At 56.8% G+C, this 17,329-nt stretch carries 6 protein-coding genes and 1 tRNA gene; 3 read left to right on the top strand and 4 right to left on the bottom strand.

Annotated elements, in window-relative coordinates; all coding sequences use genetic code 11:
* Positions 1-433: 433 nt before the first annotated feature.
* The 4 genes from ACGY09_RS23660 to ACGY09_RS23645 all read right to left on the bottom strand — a co-directional run bounded on the left by ACGY09_RS23660 (position 434) and on the right by ACGY09_RS23645 (position 3,071).
* The gene (locus ACGY09_RS23660) at positions 434-1,624 is read right to left on the bottom strand and encodes an ISAs1 family transposase (protein WP_397568819.1); all 1,191 of its coding nucleotides are present in this window, start codon (positions 1,622-1,624) and stop codon (positions 434-436) included.
* Between the two features lie 169 nt (positions 1,625-1,793).
* Positions 1,794-2,246 carry a nucleoside deaminase gene (locus ACGY09_RS23655; RefSeq protein ID WP_397569685.1) on the bottom strand — a complete coding sequence of 151 codons (453 nt, stop codon included), beginning with the start codon at positions 2,244-2,246 and terminating at the stop codon, positions 1,794-1,796.
* A gap of 13 nt (positions 2,247-2,259) precedes the next feature.
* Entirely contained in the window at positions 2,260-2,739 is a 480-nt protein-coding gene (locus ACGY09_RS23650) for a nucleoside deaminase (RefSeq protein ID WP_397569684.1), read from the bottom strand.
* 257 nt (positions 2,740-2,996) lie between these two features.
* Positions 2,997-3,071: transfer RNA gene (locus ACGY09_RS23645), tRNA-Pro, on the bottom strand.
* Between the two features lie 494 nt (positions 3,072-3,565).
* Here ACGY09_RS23645 and ACGY09_RS23640 point away from each other — a divergent pair.
* The 3 genes from ACGY09_RS23640 to ACGY09_RS23630 all read left to right on the top strand — a co-directional run bounded on the left by ACGY09_RS23640 (position 3,566) and on the right by ACGY09_RS23630 (position 17,220).
* Positions 3,566-6,727 (top strand): PSD1 and planctomycete cytochrome C domain-containing protein, encoded by a 3,162-nt coding sequence (locus ACGY09_RS23640; RefSeq protein WP_397569683.1) that lies wholly within the window; start codon positions 3,566-3,568, stop codon positions 6,725-6,727.
* Positions 6,728-7,099: 372 nt separating this feature from the next.
* Positions 7,100-10,540, top strand: a complete 3,441-nt coding sequence (locus ACGY09_RS23635) for a hypothetical protein (RefSeq protein ID WP_397569682.1) — start codon at positions 7,100-7,102, stop codon at positions 10,538-10,540.
* A complete protein-coding gene (locus ACGY09_RS23630) occupies positions 10,537-17,220 on the top strand; it encodes a hypothetical protein (protein ID WP_397569681.1) in 6,684 nt (2,227 codons plus the stop codon). The genes ACGY09_RS23635 and ACGY09_RS23630 overlap by 4 nt, the downstream gene beginning before the upstream one ends.
* Positions 17,221-17,329: the final 109 nt, after the last annotated feature.

Raw genomic sequence — 17,329 nt, 5'->3', positions numbered from 1 at the left:
CGAACATGCCGAAGATTGCCGAGCGAAATGTTGTTGGCGGTTCTCTGCCAGTCTTAAGCCCCTGGAACCGCGCTTAGCACCAAAGCGGGGCTCGCGATTGAAGTATCATCTTCCACTAAGGCAAATTATTGCCTGCGAACGAAGATGGGGTTCGTCTGACTTTGGTCTCAAAATGGACCTGAACGCGAGTGATTAAAAACCGGACAGCAAGATTCAGTGCCCGTTTGAGATTTCTTGCTCTTCGTACTCGATTTTTTGGGACGATTAACGCTCAGGGACTTGAATACAAGCTGCCACTGACGAGGGATCGGACGTTCTTGAAGTCAGTGACGACTTGTCTCGCCGCAACGGAGTCAGTGCAGCCGTCTATTTCTTGGAACACATCTGCCGTCACCAACTCGTCGGTGGGCGTCAAGACCAAGGCCAGCGCATATCAAACATATTGACGAGTAATAACTTGTGTAAGGAAGTCTGTGTTCATTGAGCATCGGATCATCTTTCCGCGGAGGCTGTCTTTGATGGGATGGCTCTTGAGCAGCGTGACCGCGAAACGCCTGAGCCAGCTGAGGTTGTTTCCCAGCGTCCGTTCGCGCGTGCGGCTATCGTCTTCGCGGAAGGTCACATCAAGCACCCAGTGCATCGATTCGATACTCCAGTGGCCGCGGACAGCCTCACTGAAGCGTTTGCCGCTGAAATAATGACTGCTGATGTAGTAACGAACCTCGCAACTTTGTGGTCCGTTCCCCTGTTGTGACAACCGCAATGAATAACCGATGGCCTTCACCCAAGGCCACTCTTTCTTCAGCGGGAAGTCTCCCGGGACTACGGTCAAGTAATAAGAGCGTTCATCGAATCGACCGTGCCCCTTCTCGTTTGTCTCATGACTGTGATACTTCAAATCGTCTAGGTCAGTCTCAAGATGTTTCGCAAAGTAGTCTTCTATCGCCTGGCTCAGTGTCGGTTGGTTGTCTTTCACTGCGATGACAAAATCGCCCCCGCCATCGACGATCTGTTTTGCAATCTCTTTCTGACAGCCCATCGCATCGATCGTAATCAACGAATTGGTGAGACCAATTTGGCGGAGAAGTTCAGGGATTGCTGTGATTTCATTCGATTTTGCCTCCGTGGCCACTTGTCCCAGGGCGATCCCTTCTTCGCTTGCCCAGGCGCTGACGATGTGCAGCGCACTCAGTCCCTCAGCAACAGAACGCGAACCTCGACACGTCTTCCCATCGATCGCAATCAAGCGTTTCTTATTCTCTTTACCATCCTCTTCGGAGGATATCAGCTGGCTGGCAATCCATTGCTGAAAGCACTTCTGAAACGCTTCGGGGCTAAGCACCATCAGCAAACGTCGAATGCAATCGCGCGAGGGGATGCCGTTGGGCAGCGGCAAGAATTCCGACAACCATTCCTGACGATTTGCTGCCCAGCGATGAATGGCTGTGGGACCGTCGCTTCCGCAGAGGATTCCGCAGACGGCGATCACGATAATGTCTCCCAACAGGTGCTTCCGATTCCGTTCATGCCGAGGATCCGAAAGCGACTCGAAGTAAGATCCAATCGACTCGACATTCACCAGCTTTTCCGCCATGAAAGGATGCCCCGCTCCCGAGCGGCTCATCTCGTCCTGTGTCGATCAACAGAGAGTCCCACGAGAAGTGCCATGTCTAACATGTACCAGCGCAAAGGTCTTTGCGCCAGTCTTCCCAAATCGCCTATCTATGCGCGCTGGCCGTGGCGTCAAGACGATGATTTGCTGCTCAGTGAAGTCTTCACGGGTTAGCATGGTGCTACTCCCCAATGTCTTCATTCCAGAGTTCCGGCTTCGACCGAATGAACTCTTCCATCAGCTTCACGCACTCCGTGTCGTCTGCGATCTCAATGATGACACCTCGTGATCGGACGTAATCTTCCGGTCCCTGAAAGGTGCGATTCTCCCCGATGACGATTTTCGGAATGCGATAAAGCAGGGACATCCCCGAACACATGTCGCACGGTGACAGCGTGGAATACAGCACGGCTCGGCGGTAGTCGCTGGCCTTGAGTCGCCCGGCGTTCTCTATAGCGTCCATCTCGGCGTGCAGGATGGCACTCCCTTTCTGAACCCGGCGATTGTGGCCACGACCAACGATCTCACCGTCGATCACCAACACCGAGCCGATGGGAATTCCACCCTCGGCCAGCCCCTTGCGGGCCTCTTCGATGGCGGCTTTTAGGAAGATGTCTTTTGTTGGTTGAGTCATGGGACAGTCCTCGTCAGTACCGAATCCGGTCTTCTTTCTTCATCCATGTTTGCAAAGCCACCAGTGCTTCTTCCCGCAGGGCTTGCTGCATCGGAATCGCACGCTCGGCAGTGGGTCTACTGATCTCACGGTAAAAGCTCCGGTCATCAAAACCTGCTTCCGCCGCATCATCGCAAGTGGCGGCGTAGTAGATGCAATCCAGCCGAGACCAGTAGATGGCGGCCAAGCACAGCGGGCATGGTTCGCAACTGCTGTAAATCTCGCAACCTGCCAACGAGAACGTTTTGAGGCGGGAACAAGCATCACGGATCGCTACGACTTCGGCATGAGCCGTGGGATCGTTCGTCGACGTGACCTGATTCCAGCCCCGTCCGACAATCTCGCCGTTTCGCACGACGACGGCTCCGAACGGACCACCCTCGTTGGCTTCCATCTTCTCGATGGAAAGGCGAATCGCTTCACGGAGAAACGTAGGGTCGAGCGGTGTTGTCATCGGTACTGCCTCCAAGCCGAGTTGAAGCTCGAAATCGACGTGGCCGACCGGGGCAGGCACGAAATCATCGACATTGCGGTGAAACCGGTTGAACTTTCGCAAAGTCTTGGAGAGAAATGGCTTACCGCCGACTACGCCGCAGAACGTCGAATCCTCGAAATCCTCTGTTTGAACTGCTCTCTCGATGGCGTAAGTCTCGTCGCCACAATGAGAAAGCCCTTCGACCTGTTGGCCAAAGGGCTTCTTCAGAAAGATAGTCGGGCTGACAGGATTTGAACCTGCGACCTCTTGACCCCCAGTCAAGTGCGCTAGCCAAGCTGCGCTACAGCCCGCGATTGACGGCTTGCGTCGTCTCTCTTGGCGAACTATTGCAGCGATGGGCGATCAATGCAAGAGAAACAGGGTTGTTTTCGTGGCTCCAACTTCATTGACTCGAAATGGGAGCGGTTTTTCGGCAATTTCTGTCGCAAAGCGGCGTCGCAACCGGGCAGAGATGCGTGAGGCAACATCTGTAATGTTGCCTCCACAGGCCTGAAGCGCCCCCTGGCCAGAGGCGATCCGGAGATCGTTCACGCCTGCTTGTCATCGAAAGTCTTGAGAATTTTGGCGTATTCTTCCTTCGTCCCGCATGCTGATCGGCGAAGTGCGCTGCCTGCAATGCTTCATCGAGGCGGGCCGCTCATGCGAAGTTCAACGACGTTGTCGCTCTGCTGACTTTACGACTCGACGGCGAACGCGGAAACTACTTTGGTCCGCGATTCTCACATAGAATCTCGTTGATTCATTGACCCGCAAAGTTTGATTTCTCGCTGGCTGGAATTTTCTCATGCGGATGCGGCAAGTGCTTGTTGTAATGGGGATGCTGGTTCTGGCGACCTGGGTCCCGTTCGACGCTGCTCCGGTGCTGGGGCAGGAGTCCTCCGTTGCCGTCGATCCTGACCATGCCGCCAAACGGACGAAAGGTTTGGCACTGTTTCAGGCAGAGGTCCGCTCGATCCTCAAACAGAATTGTGTTTCCTGTCATGGCGAGCACGAGACTGCCGGCAAACTGGATCTCGTCACTCAGGAAGGTTTACTTAAGGGGGGTGAACGTGGCCCGGCGGTGGTGATCGGAAGAGGGGACAAGAGTCTGCTGACGCGCGTCATCACTCATCAGCAAGAGCCCCAAATGCCCAAGGACGGGGAGAAGCTGACGGCGGAACAGATTTCGGCCATCACGGAATGGATCGATCTGGGAGCCCCATACGATGAGCCATTAATCGCCGCCCGCAATGACACGATCCACTGGACCGAGCGAAAGGTGGGTTCCGCAGCGAGAGATTTCTGGTCATTTCAACCGCTGCAGTCGTCTCGTTCACCGGAAGTCGTTGACACCCACGAATGGGGACAATCGCCCATCGATCAATTCATCCTGGCCAAACTGAGAGAAGCGAAACTGGAGCCCAATCAAAAACTCCCGCGAGAACCGCTGATCCGTCGATTGTCATTTGATTTGATCGGCCTTCCTCCCACCGCAGAAGAAGTGGTCGAGTTTGTAGAGGACAGCCGACCGGACGCCTATGAACGTCTTGTCGATCGACTGCTTGCGAATCCCCACTACGGAGAACGCTGGGGACGTCGCTGGCTGGATCTGGCTCGCTTCGCAGAAAGCCATGGATTCGAGCACGACTATGACCGAACCACGGCCTTTCACTATCGCGATTTCGTTGTGCAGGCCCTGAACTCGGGCATGCCTTACGACCAGTTTGTTCGTTGGCAGATTGCGGGAGACGAGATCGCACCAGAGGATCGATTGGCCATGATGGCGACGGGATTTCTGGCGGCCGGGGTCCACTCCACCCAGATCACCAAAAACGAAGTTGAAAAGCACCGCTATGACGAAATGGACGACATGCTGGGGACGATTGGCACGTCGGTCCTGGGACTGACAGTGGCCTGCGCCCGCTGTCACGACCATAAGTTCGATGCCATCCCTCAGGCGGACTATTACCGACTGCTGTCCACCTTCACGAAGACGATCCGCAGCGAAGTGGAACTCGACTTCGATCCCGTCGGCTTCCAGCGTGAAAAGTCCGAGTTCGAGCTCAAGCATGCTCCGTTCGCACGGGCAGTGCGCGACTACGAAGCGAACATTCTCCCTCAACAGTTTGTCGCGTGGCAACAGACGGGCATGACCGATGTTGTCACCACGACCTGGTTACTCCCCGAATCGATCAACTACAGGTCCGCGGGTGATGCAATCTTTACACTGCAGGAAGACGCGTCGTGGCTTGTCAGCGGCCCTAACGCGGCGAACGATGTCTGGACAATGACCTTCGACACGAACCTGCAAGGAGTTCGTTCGATCCGCCTGGAGGCACTGGCGGACCCCAGTCTCGATCGTTCCGGTCCGGGTCGTGCGTCGAATGGCAACTTCGCCCTTTCTGATTTCGTCGTGACGGTTCAGCAGAAAGGGACTCCGACCGATTCCGGCCAGCCACCCGTCCCCATCCCGCTGGTCTCTGCCAAAGCGACATTTGAGCAGAATGGTCTTCCCGTGGCGGCAGCCATTGATGGTGACCCTGCCAGCGCCTGGGCGGTGGACCCCGAATTTGGCAAAGGCCACGCCGCCGTATTTATCGCCAAAGAGCCGTTTGGGTTCCCCGAGGGAACACGAGTCACGGTCACGTTGAAGTACAACACCAATGTCCATCATTCGATTGGTCGACCACGGTTATCGGTGTCGACCGAAACGGATCCACCGGCGACAGTAGGAGGGGCCTTAAATGAGTCAATTGTGACGCTCATCACCCGTCCGTTCGCAGATTTAACCAGCGAACAGCGGACTCAGGTGCTCGACTGGTTCAAGGCGCGGGATCCAGGCTGGGTTGAAGTTGACAAGCGCCGTGCCGAGCATGCAGCGCTGGCCCCCAAACCCAATCTTCAAAAAGTTCTCGTGGCCAGCGAGGGGCTTCCCGCCGTGACCTTGAACACTCAAGCCGATGCGGAATTCCTGCCGGAAACGCATTTTCTGCGACGGGGAGAGCCGAACAATAAAGAGTCGGTCGCGACTCAGGGGTTCCTCCAGGTTCTCATGGCAAATCCCGATTCACCACAGCGGTTCCAATCGACGGCCCCCGCCGGGTGGCGAACGTCCTACCAAAGGCGTTCGCTCACCAACTGGTTGTTTGACAGGGAAGCGGGAGCAGGCAATCTTGCAGCGCGGGTCATGGCCAATCGACTCTGGCAGCATCACCTGGGCAGGGGAATCGTCGCCACCCCCTCCGACTTTGGAACACGTGGTGAGCCTCCAACGCATCCTGAACTGCTTGACTGGCTGGCACAGGAACTGGTGCGACATCAGTGGGAACTGAAGCCATTGCACCGCGCGATCCTCTCCAGCAGTGTCTATCAGCAAAATTGTGACACGGACGAAGCCCGCGCCTCGGTGGATCGAGGGAACAGCACTTTCTGGCATCGACCTCGACGCAGACTGGAAGCAGAAATCATTCGCGATTCCATTCTCTGCGTGAGTGGCATGCTGGACGACCGTTTGTACGGGCCTGGAAAACTGGATGAAACCCATCGTCGCCGCAGCCTGTATTTCATGATCAAACGCAGCCAGCTCATGCCGTCGATGACCGTCTTCGACGCTCCTGACGGGACGACACCTGTGGCGGATCGCTCGGAGACGACCATCGCGCCTCAGGCACTTCTGCTGATGAATAATCCGCTCGTCCGAGAATCCTCTCGGAAATTTGCCGCGAGTTTGCTCACGGACACTCAGAGGACCGACTCGGACAAGGCACTCGAATCGATCGTTCGCCTGGGATATGCGACCGCACTCAGTCGGCAACCGACCGAAGACGAATTGCATGACAGCATTGGTTTCCTCCAGCAGCAGCGTCAAACTTATCCCGATCCAGCAGCCGAGGCGGCGTTGCGGCAAGCGGTGGTCGACTGGTGCCAGGTTCTTTTTTGCCTGAACGAGTTTATTTATTTGGAATAAACAAGTTTGAATATCTGACGAAGAAAATCGCCCCACCGGTCGAATTCTCGGCTTCTTCAGCAACTTTTTTCGCCCCGTGAACAGTTCACCAGCCTGACAATCCGTAACTAAGTATAAACGCGATCGGGAGTTTCGCTCGGTCGTTCCGATCTGGCATCAATTCCTCCTGGCAAGCGAAATATCGATGCGGAGTGCGGTGCTGTGGAGTAGAATGGGCGTGTGACCAAATCCCCGCGCAGGAGCGGTCATCTGTCGCGCGTGCCGCCGGTTCCGGAGGGCGCCACAGAATAATGTCAGTCGATGCATTCAGAAGCCTGTCGGGAGATTGCCAGATTCTGAACCGCATTCCAGTTCCAGATAAAATTGAGTTCCATGTCGAAATTGAGGGCCAAGCCGATGCAGGGAAGCACGACGCCGTCATTAAAGCGGTTGATCAACGTGCTGATTTGTGCGTTGAGCACGCTCGGTGTCTGCGTACCGTCATTGGGGCAAGAGGGTCCCGTAAGTCCAAAGCCGATCGAGGGGGTGTCTCCCGCAGAGCCTGCCCGCAAAGAGGCAGCGACGAGCAACGGAAAGTCCTCACTCGAAAATGTCCTCCCCCCGCCTGCGTTTCGGTATCTCTACGATAAGAAGACAAATGAACCCGTCGCGGTCCCTTACGATGTGACGCTCGAAGACTTGCTACGAGCCAAAGCGGGAGGCGACCGGAATCAGACCGGTCCTAAAGTGGCAACCATCAACGCTATTGCCATCGACGGAGTTGCCGACGACGAACGGGCTACTCTGAAAGTGACGTTCACAATCCGTCTGCTCAAGTCGGATCAGTTCGTCAGCGTTCCTCTCTACCTGAACGAGGCAGTTCTGATTCAACCACCGGTCTACACGGGTTACGGCGAAGAATCTCCGTTCGAGAAAAAAGACCCGGAATTCGGCTACGTGTGGTGGTTCCGTGGTCGCGGCCGGCATGACCTTGAGCTGACAGTCAGCGTGCCATTGAAAAAGCAACTCCCGTCGAGACGCCTGGTATTGTCGCTGCCACCCAGCCCCGTCAGTCGAGCCAAGCTGATCTTGCCGGGCCCCTCACTGACCACCAAAGCCAGTCGCGAACAGACGAGTCTCGACATTACGCCGACTCGGGATGCAAGGACACTTGTCGATGCGATCGACCTGGGGACGCGGTTTGATTTGACGTGGAACCCGGCTGTTGAGATCAAGCCGAGCGAAGCATCGCTGGAGTCACAAACGATCATTCGAGCCCAGATCGAGGCGGATCAGGTGGTGCTGCGGGCCGAGCAGCAAGTCAAATCACTTCAGGGTCAGTTCGACAAGTTTAATGTGCGACTGCCCAGTGCGACCGAGCAATTCAAACTCGACGATCCTGAGCGGCTTTCCTACACAACCGACCCGAAAAATCCGACGCGCGTCGCCGTCACGCTCAAAGAAAAATCAAACTCCGCGCAACTTTTCTGGACCGTCAATCTGCCGACAAAGTCCAAAGTTCTCATGCTCGATGGCTTCCTGGTGGAAGGGGCCAAGAATGAGAGCGTCCGGAAGCAGGTTGGACGGATCGGATTGTCGCTCGCAGAAGGACTTCGATTCACCTCAGAACCGAGCGATCCCAACATTCTGCGAATCAATGCAGGGGAATTTCCAGCATCGTTGGGACCGGTAGTGCGGGCTTATCAATTCCTGGGTCAGCCCTTCAAGCTGACCACGAAATTCGATGAAGTGAAGCCGTACTTTCAGGTAAAGCCGCAGTTCGTGCTGAAAGCTTCCGCACAACAACTGGAACTCGACGGCGTCTTCGATTATCGCGTTGACCGGGACAGTCTGAACGAAGTCATCCTGGCGTGGCCCGATTTGAAAGCGGAAGGCTGGACACTCGAATCGGTCGACGAACCGGGTGTCGTTGAAAGCCACGCAGTGGACGAGAAAGGGCAAATCACAGTTCGCCTGGTGAAACACCAGCCGGGTGGTTTCTCATTGCACCTTCGAGCGACGCGTCCGGTCAAACCGGGTGAAGAGATGACGTTGACACTTCCCCGTCCCAAGTCAGCGTCTCGCCTGTCACCGACTTCGCTGATTCTGGCAAACGCCGAAAATGTCGAGACGGAACTCACCTCCCGGGGTGAAACGTTCATGCAGCTTCTCTCATCGACCAATCTGGAACTTCCCGAGTCCGTACGAGGACGAAAGGTGACTGCCTACAGGGTCGATACTGACGAACAACGTTTCAGTCTGCGGGTCACTCCACAAAAGCAGCGTGTCCGAACCGACTCGCTGGTCGAAGCCCATTGGCAGGACAATCAATTTCAGATTGTTCAACACCTGATCTATGACGTCTCGTACGAACGGCTTTCCCAGATTCGGGTCGCAATCCCTGCGACCCTTGAGCCCGAACGAATTCGCTTTTATACGAGTCGCGACGTCGAACTGACATCGGATCCGATTGCCACTCCACCGGGCACCCCTCGTCAAATCCTGCTCAAACTGGGTGAAGGGCATCTGGGACGATTTGAGATTCAGGCCCGTTACGCTGTCCCGTTTGCAAAAGACTCTGCCTTCGACACCGACGCGGAAGTGGCTCTCCCCATCCTTGGGAGTTCGGACGAGGCATTCTCGGAAGTCCGTGTCTCACTTTTGCAATCAGACTGGTTTGACGCGGAACCGGTTTCGCGAGACCTCTGGAAGCCACAGTTCTCACGCCAGGAAGCATGGCAGTGGCTGGCGGATGGCAGCCCGGCAGCCATTCCCTTGAAACTGGTCCGATCAACGCACGCGACGGGGAAAGGGAATGTCTCGCACGCACTGATCACCGCGCAGGTTGATGGAACGGGGCAGGGGATCGTGCGAGCACAGTTCCGTGTATCAACACGTTCAACGGCGCTCCCGGTCGTCCTTCCGGCGACCGCCACATTGACCCGGTTTTACTGGGATGAGCGATTGCTTCAGGCGCGGGACTTCGTCGAATCTCCCGCTGAATCCCGCAAATACACAATTCAGATCCCCGAAGAGTCCGACAAGAACTCCTATGCAGAACATCTCCTGACGATCGAGTATCAGGATCGCTTCAGCTCGATCCTGGGTTGGTCCGAGCGATTAGAGATGCGTCCGCCGACACTTCCACGGTGCTTATGGGATGGAACCGTCATCTGGCAAACGGTCATGCCGAAAGACCAGCACCTGTTTACTTATCCCTCGTCGGCCACTCCGCGGTTTCACTGGAAACGAAACGGGATTATCTGGAGTCGCCAGTCGGATTACACGCCGCAGTACCTGTCTCAATGGGTGACGCCCAATTCCATCAAGCCACCTGCTGAAGTCGATCTGGGAATCCCTGAGTCATCGACCAATCGCTACGTCTTCGTGCAATTCGGCTCGCCTCAATTGCTGGCATTTCAGACGATGAACAGTTCGATGGTCCTCTTTTTCGGAGCCGGTTTCTCGCTGGTGGTGGGCTTCATTCTGCTCAGGCTCGTCGTCTTGCGGCACGTCATGACCGTACTGCTGTTGTCGCTGGTGATCGCCACATTTGGATTGTGGTACTCGGCACCGCTCGAACTACTTGTTCAGCCGATGATTGCCGGACTGATCTTTCCCGCCACGGCGGTACTCCTTGATAGCTGGATTCGTCGACGTAGCGACACGGGAATCCTGTCATTCGAAAATCAGGGGGAATTTCCGCCGATTCAGGCATTCGGCAGTCACCATGGTTCTCGCCAGGCCGACCCGAATGAGGTCACCGTCCATCGCGCGTTTGTCCGGGACAGCCAATCCAGTCTTCCCGTCGAATCTGGAAGTGGAGTGTCATGAGCCGTTTTCGCTGGCATGAAGTGGTGTGGCTCGGCGTTTTGTTTGGCCTCTTCCTGACGGATTCGATTGGGTGCCTTGCCGGGAATGCATCGGGCGCGGAACCGCTGCGCCCGGGCATTGAGTTTGAACGAGCAGACTTTCCCGCCGACCAGCCGAACGCCTGGCCGAAAGAGGTTAGTAAAAGCGTCGCGGTGCCGCGGGATGAGTTTGTCTCACTGGTCGAGAAACTCAACGCTCGTACCCGCGGTCCTCGTCCCGCCTGGCTGAAGTCGGCTCACTACGAAGCCATTCTCGTCGATGACACACTGGTCAGCGGACTGATGACAGCATCGGTTCAGAGACTTGACGGACCTCCTTCCCTGCTTGAGCTGGGACCATTCTCTTTCGCGATTAAAGAACTCAAATGGCAAAACCGAAGTGCCATCTGGGGTTCATCCGCCGATGGCCGCGCCTGGGTCCTGACCGACGAGAGAAGTGATGAACTGCTGGGGGAATGGACGTGCGCAGGAAGGAAGTTTCCCGGCGGAATCGACTTTGATCTTCAGTTGCCTGAAGCAACCACGTCGTTTCTGGACCTGCGGATCCCCCGAGCCTACATCATTGATGTTCCCGGGGCCGATGTGACTCTGTTGTCTGACGCCCCGTCCGAAGCAACTCGGTTGTGGCGAATTCAGTGCGGAAACAACAATCGTTGTCGGTTGACGTGCGTGTCCAGCGACGCCATTGAGCCTCGGCGGAACGCGCTGCTGGTTGAACACGATATGCACGTCGTGGTCCGAGAAGAAGATGTCCGATTTCAACTGGTCCTGAACCTTGAGGCACTTGATGCTCCGATCCGGGAGTTTTCGTTGCGTGTCCCGGCCGGTCTGACGATCTACTCAGTCGTGTACGGCTCTGAGACTCCCATTCAATTTCAACGAGTCCCTGAGACGGATCCCGATGGAAAACTGCTGATTCGCTTGCCCGGGCCACTGCTCGGAAGGGGGCGCACGCTGCGTATCGACGGCATGGCCGTAAAGGAACCCGACCGTCCTGCGATCTCTCCGCAAATCATTGTCGAGAACAGCACATTTTCCGGCGGACGCCAGTCCGTGATTGTACAGTCGCCGCTGCAGATCCGGTCGATCAGGTCGACCGCGTATCGCCAGTTGACCCCTCTCATGCCGACCTCCGATGGCGAGAGCCTCATGTTCCAGCAGTTGTCGCCCGAAGCGCAACTGATTCTGGACGTGCATCGGCCCCCGGTCACGCTGACCGGTCAAATGCTGGGCCTGCTGATTGCGGACGAAGATTCGTGGATGCTGGATACCGAAATCACCTGGACATCGCCGACCGTCGGGGGATTTCGAACGAGCTGCCTGTTCCCTCCCCAGTGGGAAATCACCGATGTCCAGATGGCAGATCCACTGCGGGGAGCCCCACTGCCGCGAGTTCCGGATACGAACGCGGCCAACAGACCACCTGAGCCGGAAAAACTGATCTGGGATGTCAAACTGCAGGAAGGGGGGCAGACGCTCTCGGACAGTCAGTCGCTGCTGGCCATCGAATTTCTTGAGGCAATTCAGCCAGGTCAGCCGCGCGCTGTGAGGGTGATTGCGCGCCGGCGTCCCCCCGAACCGGGTCAAGTCGTCTCGATTCCATTGCCTCAACTTTTGAACTGCGACACCTCGGAAGTCCTGCTGGGAATCGAAGTCCCGAATTCGATGACCCCTGATATTTCTGATGATGCGAGGTTCGAACGGATTCCGCCGCCCCCTATTACGCCGTTTCCTGCAGCGCCCGATCACTTCGAGCGGCGCTGGTTCCGTGGAGACGCGCTTGAAGGAGGGGGAACGTTTAAGGTCACGCCTCAACTACCCCCGGTGCAGGTCAAAACCGAGACCGTGATCGAGGCTTTTCCCAGCGAATACCGCGTTCGCTATACCATTCAATACCAGCCCCGGCTTCCCAATCCCGATCGACTGCTCATCTATCTGACTGAGTCGAATACCGATGTCCGCTGGAGTTTAAAGGGATCGAAACCGGCCGAGCTCTCTGCTTCTCGACTCAAAAAGTCGGAGCATGTGGAGTGGAATCTGCCCCCCAAAGGGGAACTGTGGGAGATCCGTCTGCCCCGGGGAATCGAACGGGAGTTCACCGTTGAGGGGAACTCGACCAACCGCTGGTCATCGCCGAATCGACCGGCACTGGCAATTGTGCCGCACGCCATTGAGAAAATCGCTCAACTGAAACTGAATCACCCTGACTCGCTTCAGTTAACCATGGAAACTGACGGACTGAAGTCGACCGGCGAACGTTCGACCTGGTGGTACGCCACTCCAGAAGCGATCTTTGGGCTGGAAATGCGAAACCCCGAGCCGTCGAAGGACTTTCCCTTGATGGTGTCGATGCAGCTCAGCACATTGATGACGACTGACGACAGCGGGTTCGATCTTTACCGCGCCCGCCTGCAACTGGAAAACGGTTCAGCGCAAGAGTCAATGCGGATCAAACTCGCACCCGACGCCACGCTGCAGGATGCGACCGTGGATGGACAGTCCATCGCGGTCAACCTTCGTGATGGCGAATTCGTTGTCCCCGGACTCAATGCCACTCGCAAGGACGCGGTCGAGTTGATCTACAGGGTCCCCGCGCACAGCAGTGTCCTTTACGAAAAACGTCGAATCATCGTCCCGGAAGTTTCTGCCCAGGTTCTGGTGTTTCACTGGGATTTCACCGTTCCTCCTTCTGCCCGGCTCTTCGCCGAGCCCAGTGGGGCGCGATTGTCACGGCCTCTTCCTTCGCCCACCTGGCAGGAGCGACTGTTTGGACCACTTGGCCGTTCTCAGTCGGAGTCGATCTTTCATCCGTTTTACAGCGAATCCTGGTATCGACTGTTTCAACCACACCTGACAACCCCTCCCGCGTTGGCCTTCCCGGAAGCATCCCTGGAAGCGGCCGCCGAAGGTCAGCGACATGAAGCCGTCACGCCCGGTGTGCCTACGAATCTGTCGGTTGAGCTGTGGCACACCTCTCGTATCAAGCTGCTCACCTGGATCAGCTTCGGGGTCTGCCTGACGCTCGGCATCGGACTGCGGATGATTGGCTGGTCGAACCGAGACCGTTTTGCTGCTTACGTCCTCGGGTTGTCCATGGCGGCAACATTCTCAGCCCCCATGCCCTATGCCGGTTTCTTGGGAGGAGCCGTTGCGGGAACGCTGATTGCCTTGTTGATTCCCCGTCGGCTACTCACTCCGGTGAAACCTCCGGCGGAATCGATGGGCTCATCTCTACGTACCTTGCCCGCAACGCTGACGGCCTGCCTGCTGGGGGGCATCACGTTCGCGGGATTGTCGTTAGTTTCCTTGACGCCCGCATTTGCCAGGCAGCCAGGTGGCGAAGCGGGTCTGGTCCAGACGATTCCCCGTGTCTACATCCCCGTCGACGAAGAGGGGAACCCCTCCGAATCACTCCCCTTCGTTTACGTACCCAAGGACGTCCTGTCACGATGGAAAGAACTTGCCAGCGAACGAGGGGCTACCCCCGATTATCTGATCTCAGCCGCGAACTATGAATTGCGGGGAACGACCGAGAGTCACTGGAATATCCTGGCCAGCTACGTCGTCCATCTGCTCCCCTCGTCAGACCCGAGTGTCCTGGTAGAACTGGCGCTGGCCGATGTGAGCTTGCCCGATGCGGAGTCATGCCTGGTCAACGGTAAGCCGTCTCCGATCGGCTCACTGCCGAATGGAAAGGGCTACTCGATCGAGCTGATGCGGCCCGAATCGAGTTTCAAGTCGGACGAATCCGTCAGTGCTGCCGATGAGCTTCAAGAAGAGAGGATCTCTACGTTCAGGATCGAACTGCGGCTTCGCAAGCCGCGCCCCGGGGGTCGAATGCTGGATCTGGCCATCCCGAGCGTGGTCAACAGCCACCTCACCCTGTTGCTACCTGAGCCCTATCCCTATGCCGAGGTCACCGGTGCGCGGGGTGCGTCCGAACGAGATCCGGATCGGTACCGCATCGAAACGGACCTGGGCCTGACCTCATTAATTTCTGCTCGCTGGGGTCAATCTGCACCTCCTCCCAAGGTCCTCAATGCAACGGCATCGATGCTGCAGCATCTCGAACTTCGCCCCTCCAGCGTTGAACTTCGGTTTCATCTCGTCGCCAATGTCGAAGAAGGAAGTCTGGAGGCACTGGAGTTCGAACTTCCAACCGACTCCATTGTCCGTCGCGTTCACTCACGTGACGACGATTTGTTGAGAAGTGACGTGATTGTCCTTCCGTCTGGCCAGCGTCGTCTGAGGCTGATTTTCGAGTCCCCCCGGCGTTCGCAAATCATCGTCGATGGGACACTGCTGCTGATTCAGGCCGACTCACTGGTCCAGACCGTACTCCCCCGGTTTGGGCTGGCAGGTTCTGAGACGCTCGTCTGGCATTTTGAACGAAACTGGTGGGGAATCTCCGCACCATCGGACTTCCGTGTCGAAGCGGGCAATCTGGACCCCGAATACGTCAACAGCATCTCGCCCGAGAGTTACCTGCAAGCGTGGATCGACGCGACGGCCCCCGTCCTGCTGGAGACCGTCGTTCCAACCCAGGCACAAACAGCGTTTGAGCTACGTGCGGCCGCGGCCCCGACATTCTCATTGGTCCCGTATCAGCCCCGTCGCCGGGCGATGCAGTGGCGACAATCAGGATCGATCGGCAAGCGGAGAATGGAATGGTCGCTGGTCGGAGAGATTGAAACCTCGCTGGCACCTGTTTTTCAGACGGTCCTCGATGTCGATCGGCGACTGCGGGTAGAGAAGGTTTCGGTCATCGAGAACGGCGCGGAACGCCGGATTCGCTGGGCCGAGTCACGCACGAATCCCTCGCGCATCGTTATTTTTCATGACAAGACCCAGGGGCGGCAAACAATTTCCCTCCGCGGCAGCTTGCCTATCCGTTCAGGGGTCCAGATCAACTTGCCGTTCGTCCGCCCCGAAGACTGTGATGTCACGAATTCAAAGCTCACACTCACCCGCGATCCTGAAGTCGACGTCGTGTTGACCCCCGCACGTGACTGGAAAGCCGATACGGAAGGACTGAGCACAGTCAACTTCGAACAGGACGGACAAATTCTGCTCGGACGATTTCTGCTGACAGATCCCGTCGTAAGGGGAACCATACAAACGTCATCCCGTCACTCGCGGTGTACGGCACGTGCGACTGCTGTTCTTCGCCGGGCGGATACGGGGGAATGGAATTTGAAGTACCGCATCCAGATGACTCCCGAAGGAGAGTCACCCATGCGAATGGGGCTCAACTTCCCGGAGACATTCACAGCCATTGAAAGCGTCACCGTTGATAACGCAGAACCTGCCTGGCGCGACCCGAGCGAAGGGGGGAGGCAACTGGACCTTCTGCTCAACCGTGGTGACGGTTCGGGAACAACTTCCGCTCAGTTTGAGATGACGCTGGCCGAGCCCAAAGCGTCCGACTGGGGACTGCCGCTGCCAGTCCCGCTCAACTCCAACACTCACGAAACCTTGCTCGTGATTGAGCCTGAAGATGTCTGGTTTGCCGCCAGCGGGCGTGAAGTACGAGTCGCAGACCTGCCCCAATGGTCGACCAGTTTCTTTCAAGAGATTCCAGGTGCCGGAACGGCTTTTCGTGTCACTGGTCCTTCGGTCCGCATCCAGCGTGACGTCGTTACACCGCACCTGCGCGAAGCATCGGTACGACTGCTGGATCAGCGAATGTGGCTGCACTGGAGTGGCCAGCGTGCCGGAATCACGCAAGCCTTCCTTTCGAGTGTCAGAACAGATCTGGATTTCGAGCTGCCTGCGGGCACGGTGATCACGGCAATCTTTCTGGATGATCATCCGCTTCCGTTGATGGACCCTGTCGGACAAAAATTGACGATTCCGATGACCGATGCGGGTACGGAATCACTTCTCACTTTGGCATGGACAGCGGACTCATCGTCCTCATTCCGCATGAACTCGACCCCCACGGAGACCTTCCCCTGGCCGACAGGAATCCGGCTCGAACGGAACCTCATCACAATCCTCCCTGATGATTCCATCCGATTGTGGGCACGGTCAGGACTGACCGAAGTCAATTCGTTCGATCAGGGACTGGACCGACTGGAAACCCTGCTGGAACGCCACCAGGCACTGGGACCCGAAACGCGTGGAGCGGCTGCCAATCGATGGAGACTTGATCAGCTACAAACACGTCTGCTCACCCATGTGACGAGAGAACTGTCGTCACCAACCAAGCAGACGGAAGCACGACTTCAACGGCGTAGTGACATCATTGCAGCGATCGATGAATTAGAACCCGTTCCTGACGCACCGCAGATCAGTTGGCAGTCCCGCCTGCTGGAAGAGCCTCCTGCCGATTGCGAAGGTTGCATTCGAGGACTCAGTCAACACGAAGGCCGAATCAACATTGTTCAGATCAACGACACGTGGCTGCTGTGCACAGTGTCGTGCCTCCTGGCACTGATCCTTGTCCCGCTACTGCGACAAGTCATTCGGGTGAAGTGGGGCCAATTCCTGGATCGGCATATTTCCATTTCGTGGCTGCTGCTGGCATTGATCTGGTGGTTCTTCCTAACCCCCAGTGCGTTCGGGCCACTGCTCATGATTGTCCTGGCTCTACGAATGCTGATATCGCAGACATCACGTAAGCCAGCCACAACACTCTGAGAGCCAGAGGAGTTGTCAGTGCGAACGGATCACGAGTGACGATCGGCTCGCGGCCACGATGTCTTTATTTCTCGTGCAGAGAGAGGAACCCGCAAAAGAGCGATGGAGG

It is taken from the genome of Schlesneria sphaerica (genome assembly GCF_044336245.1).
GTDB lineage: Bacteria > Planctomycetota > Planctomycetia > Planctomycetales > Planctomycetaceae > Schlesneria > Schlesneria sphaerica.
Note: the sequence above shows the minus strand (reverse complement) of the source record. Positions and strands in the feature narration are given on the sequence as shown.

Bases quoted from the DNA above. Each gene is read 5' to 3' on its own strand.
- ACGY09_RS23655 (WP_397569685.1), bottom strand. From the start codon at position 2,246: ATGACTCAACCAACAAAAGACATCTTCCTAAAAGCCGCCATCGAAGAG.
- ACGY09_RS23635 (WP_397569682.1), top strand. From the start codon at position 7,100: ATGTCGAAATTGAGGGCCAAGCCGATGCAGGGAAGCACGACGCCGTCA.
- ACGY09_RS23650 (WP_397569684.1), bottom strand. From the start codon at position 2,739: ATGACAACACCGCTCGACCCTACGTTTCTCCGTGAAGCGATTCGCCTT.
- ACGY09_RS23630 (WP_397569681.1), top strand. From the start codon at position 10,537: ATGAGCCGTTTTCGCTGGCATGAAGTGGTGTGGCTCGGCGTTTTGTTT.
- ACGY09_RS23640 (WP_397569683.1), top strand. From the start codon at position 3,566: ATGCGGATGCGGCAAGTGCTTGTTGTAATGGGGATGCTGGTTCTGGCG.
- ACGY09_RS23660 (WP_397568819.1), bottom strand. From the start codon at position 1,624: ATGAGCCGCTCGGGAGCGGGGCATCCTTTCATGGCGGAAAAGCTGGTG.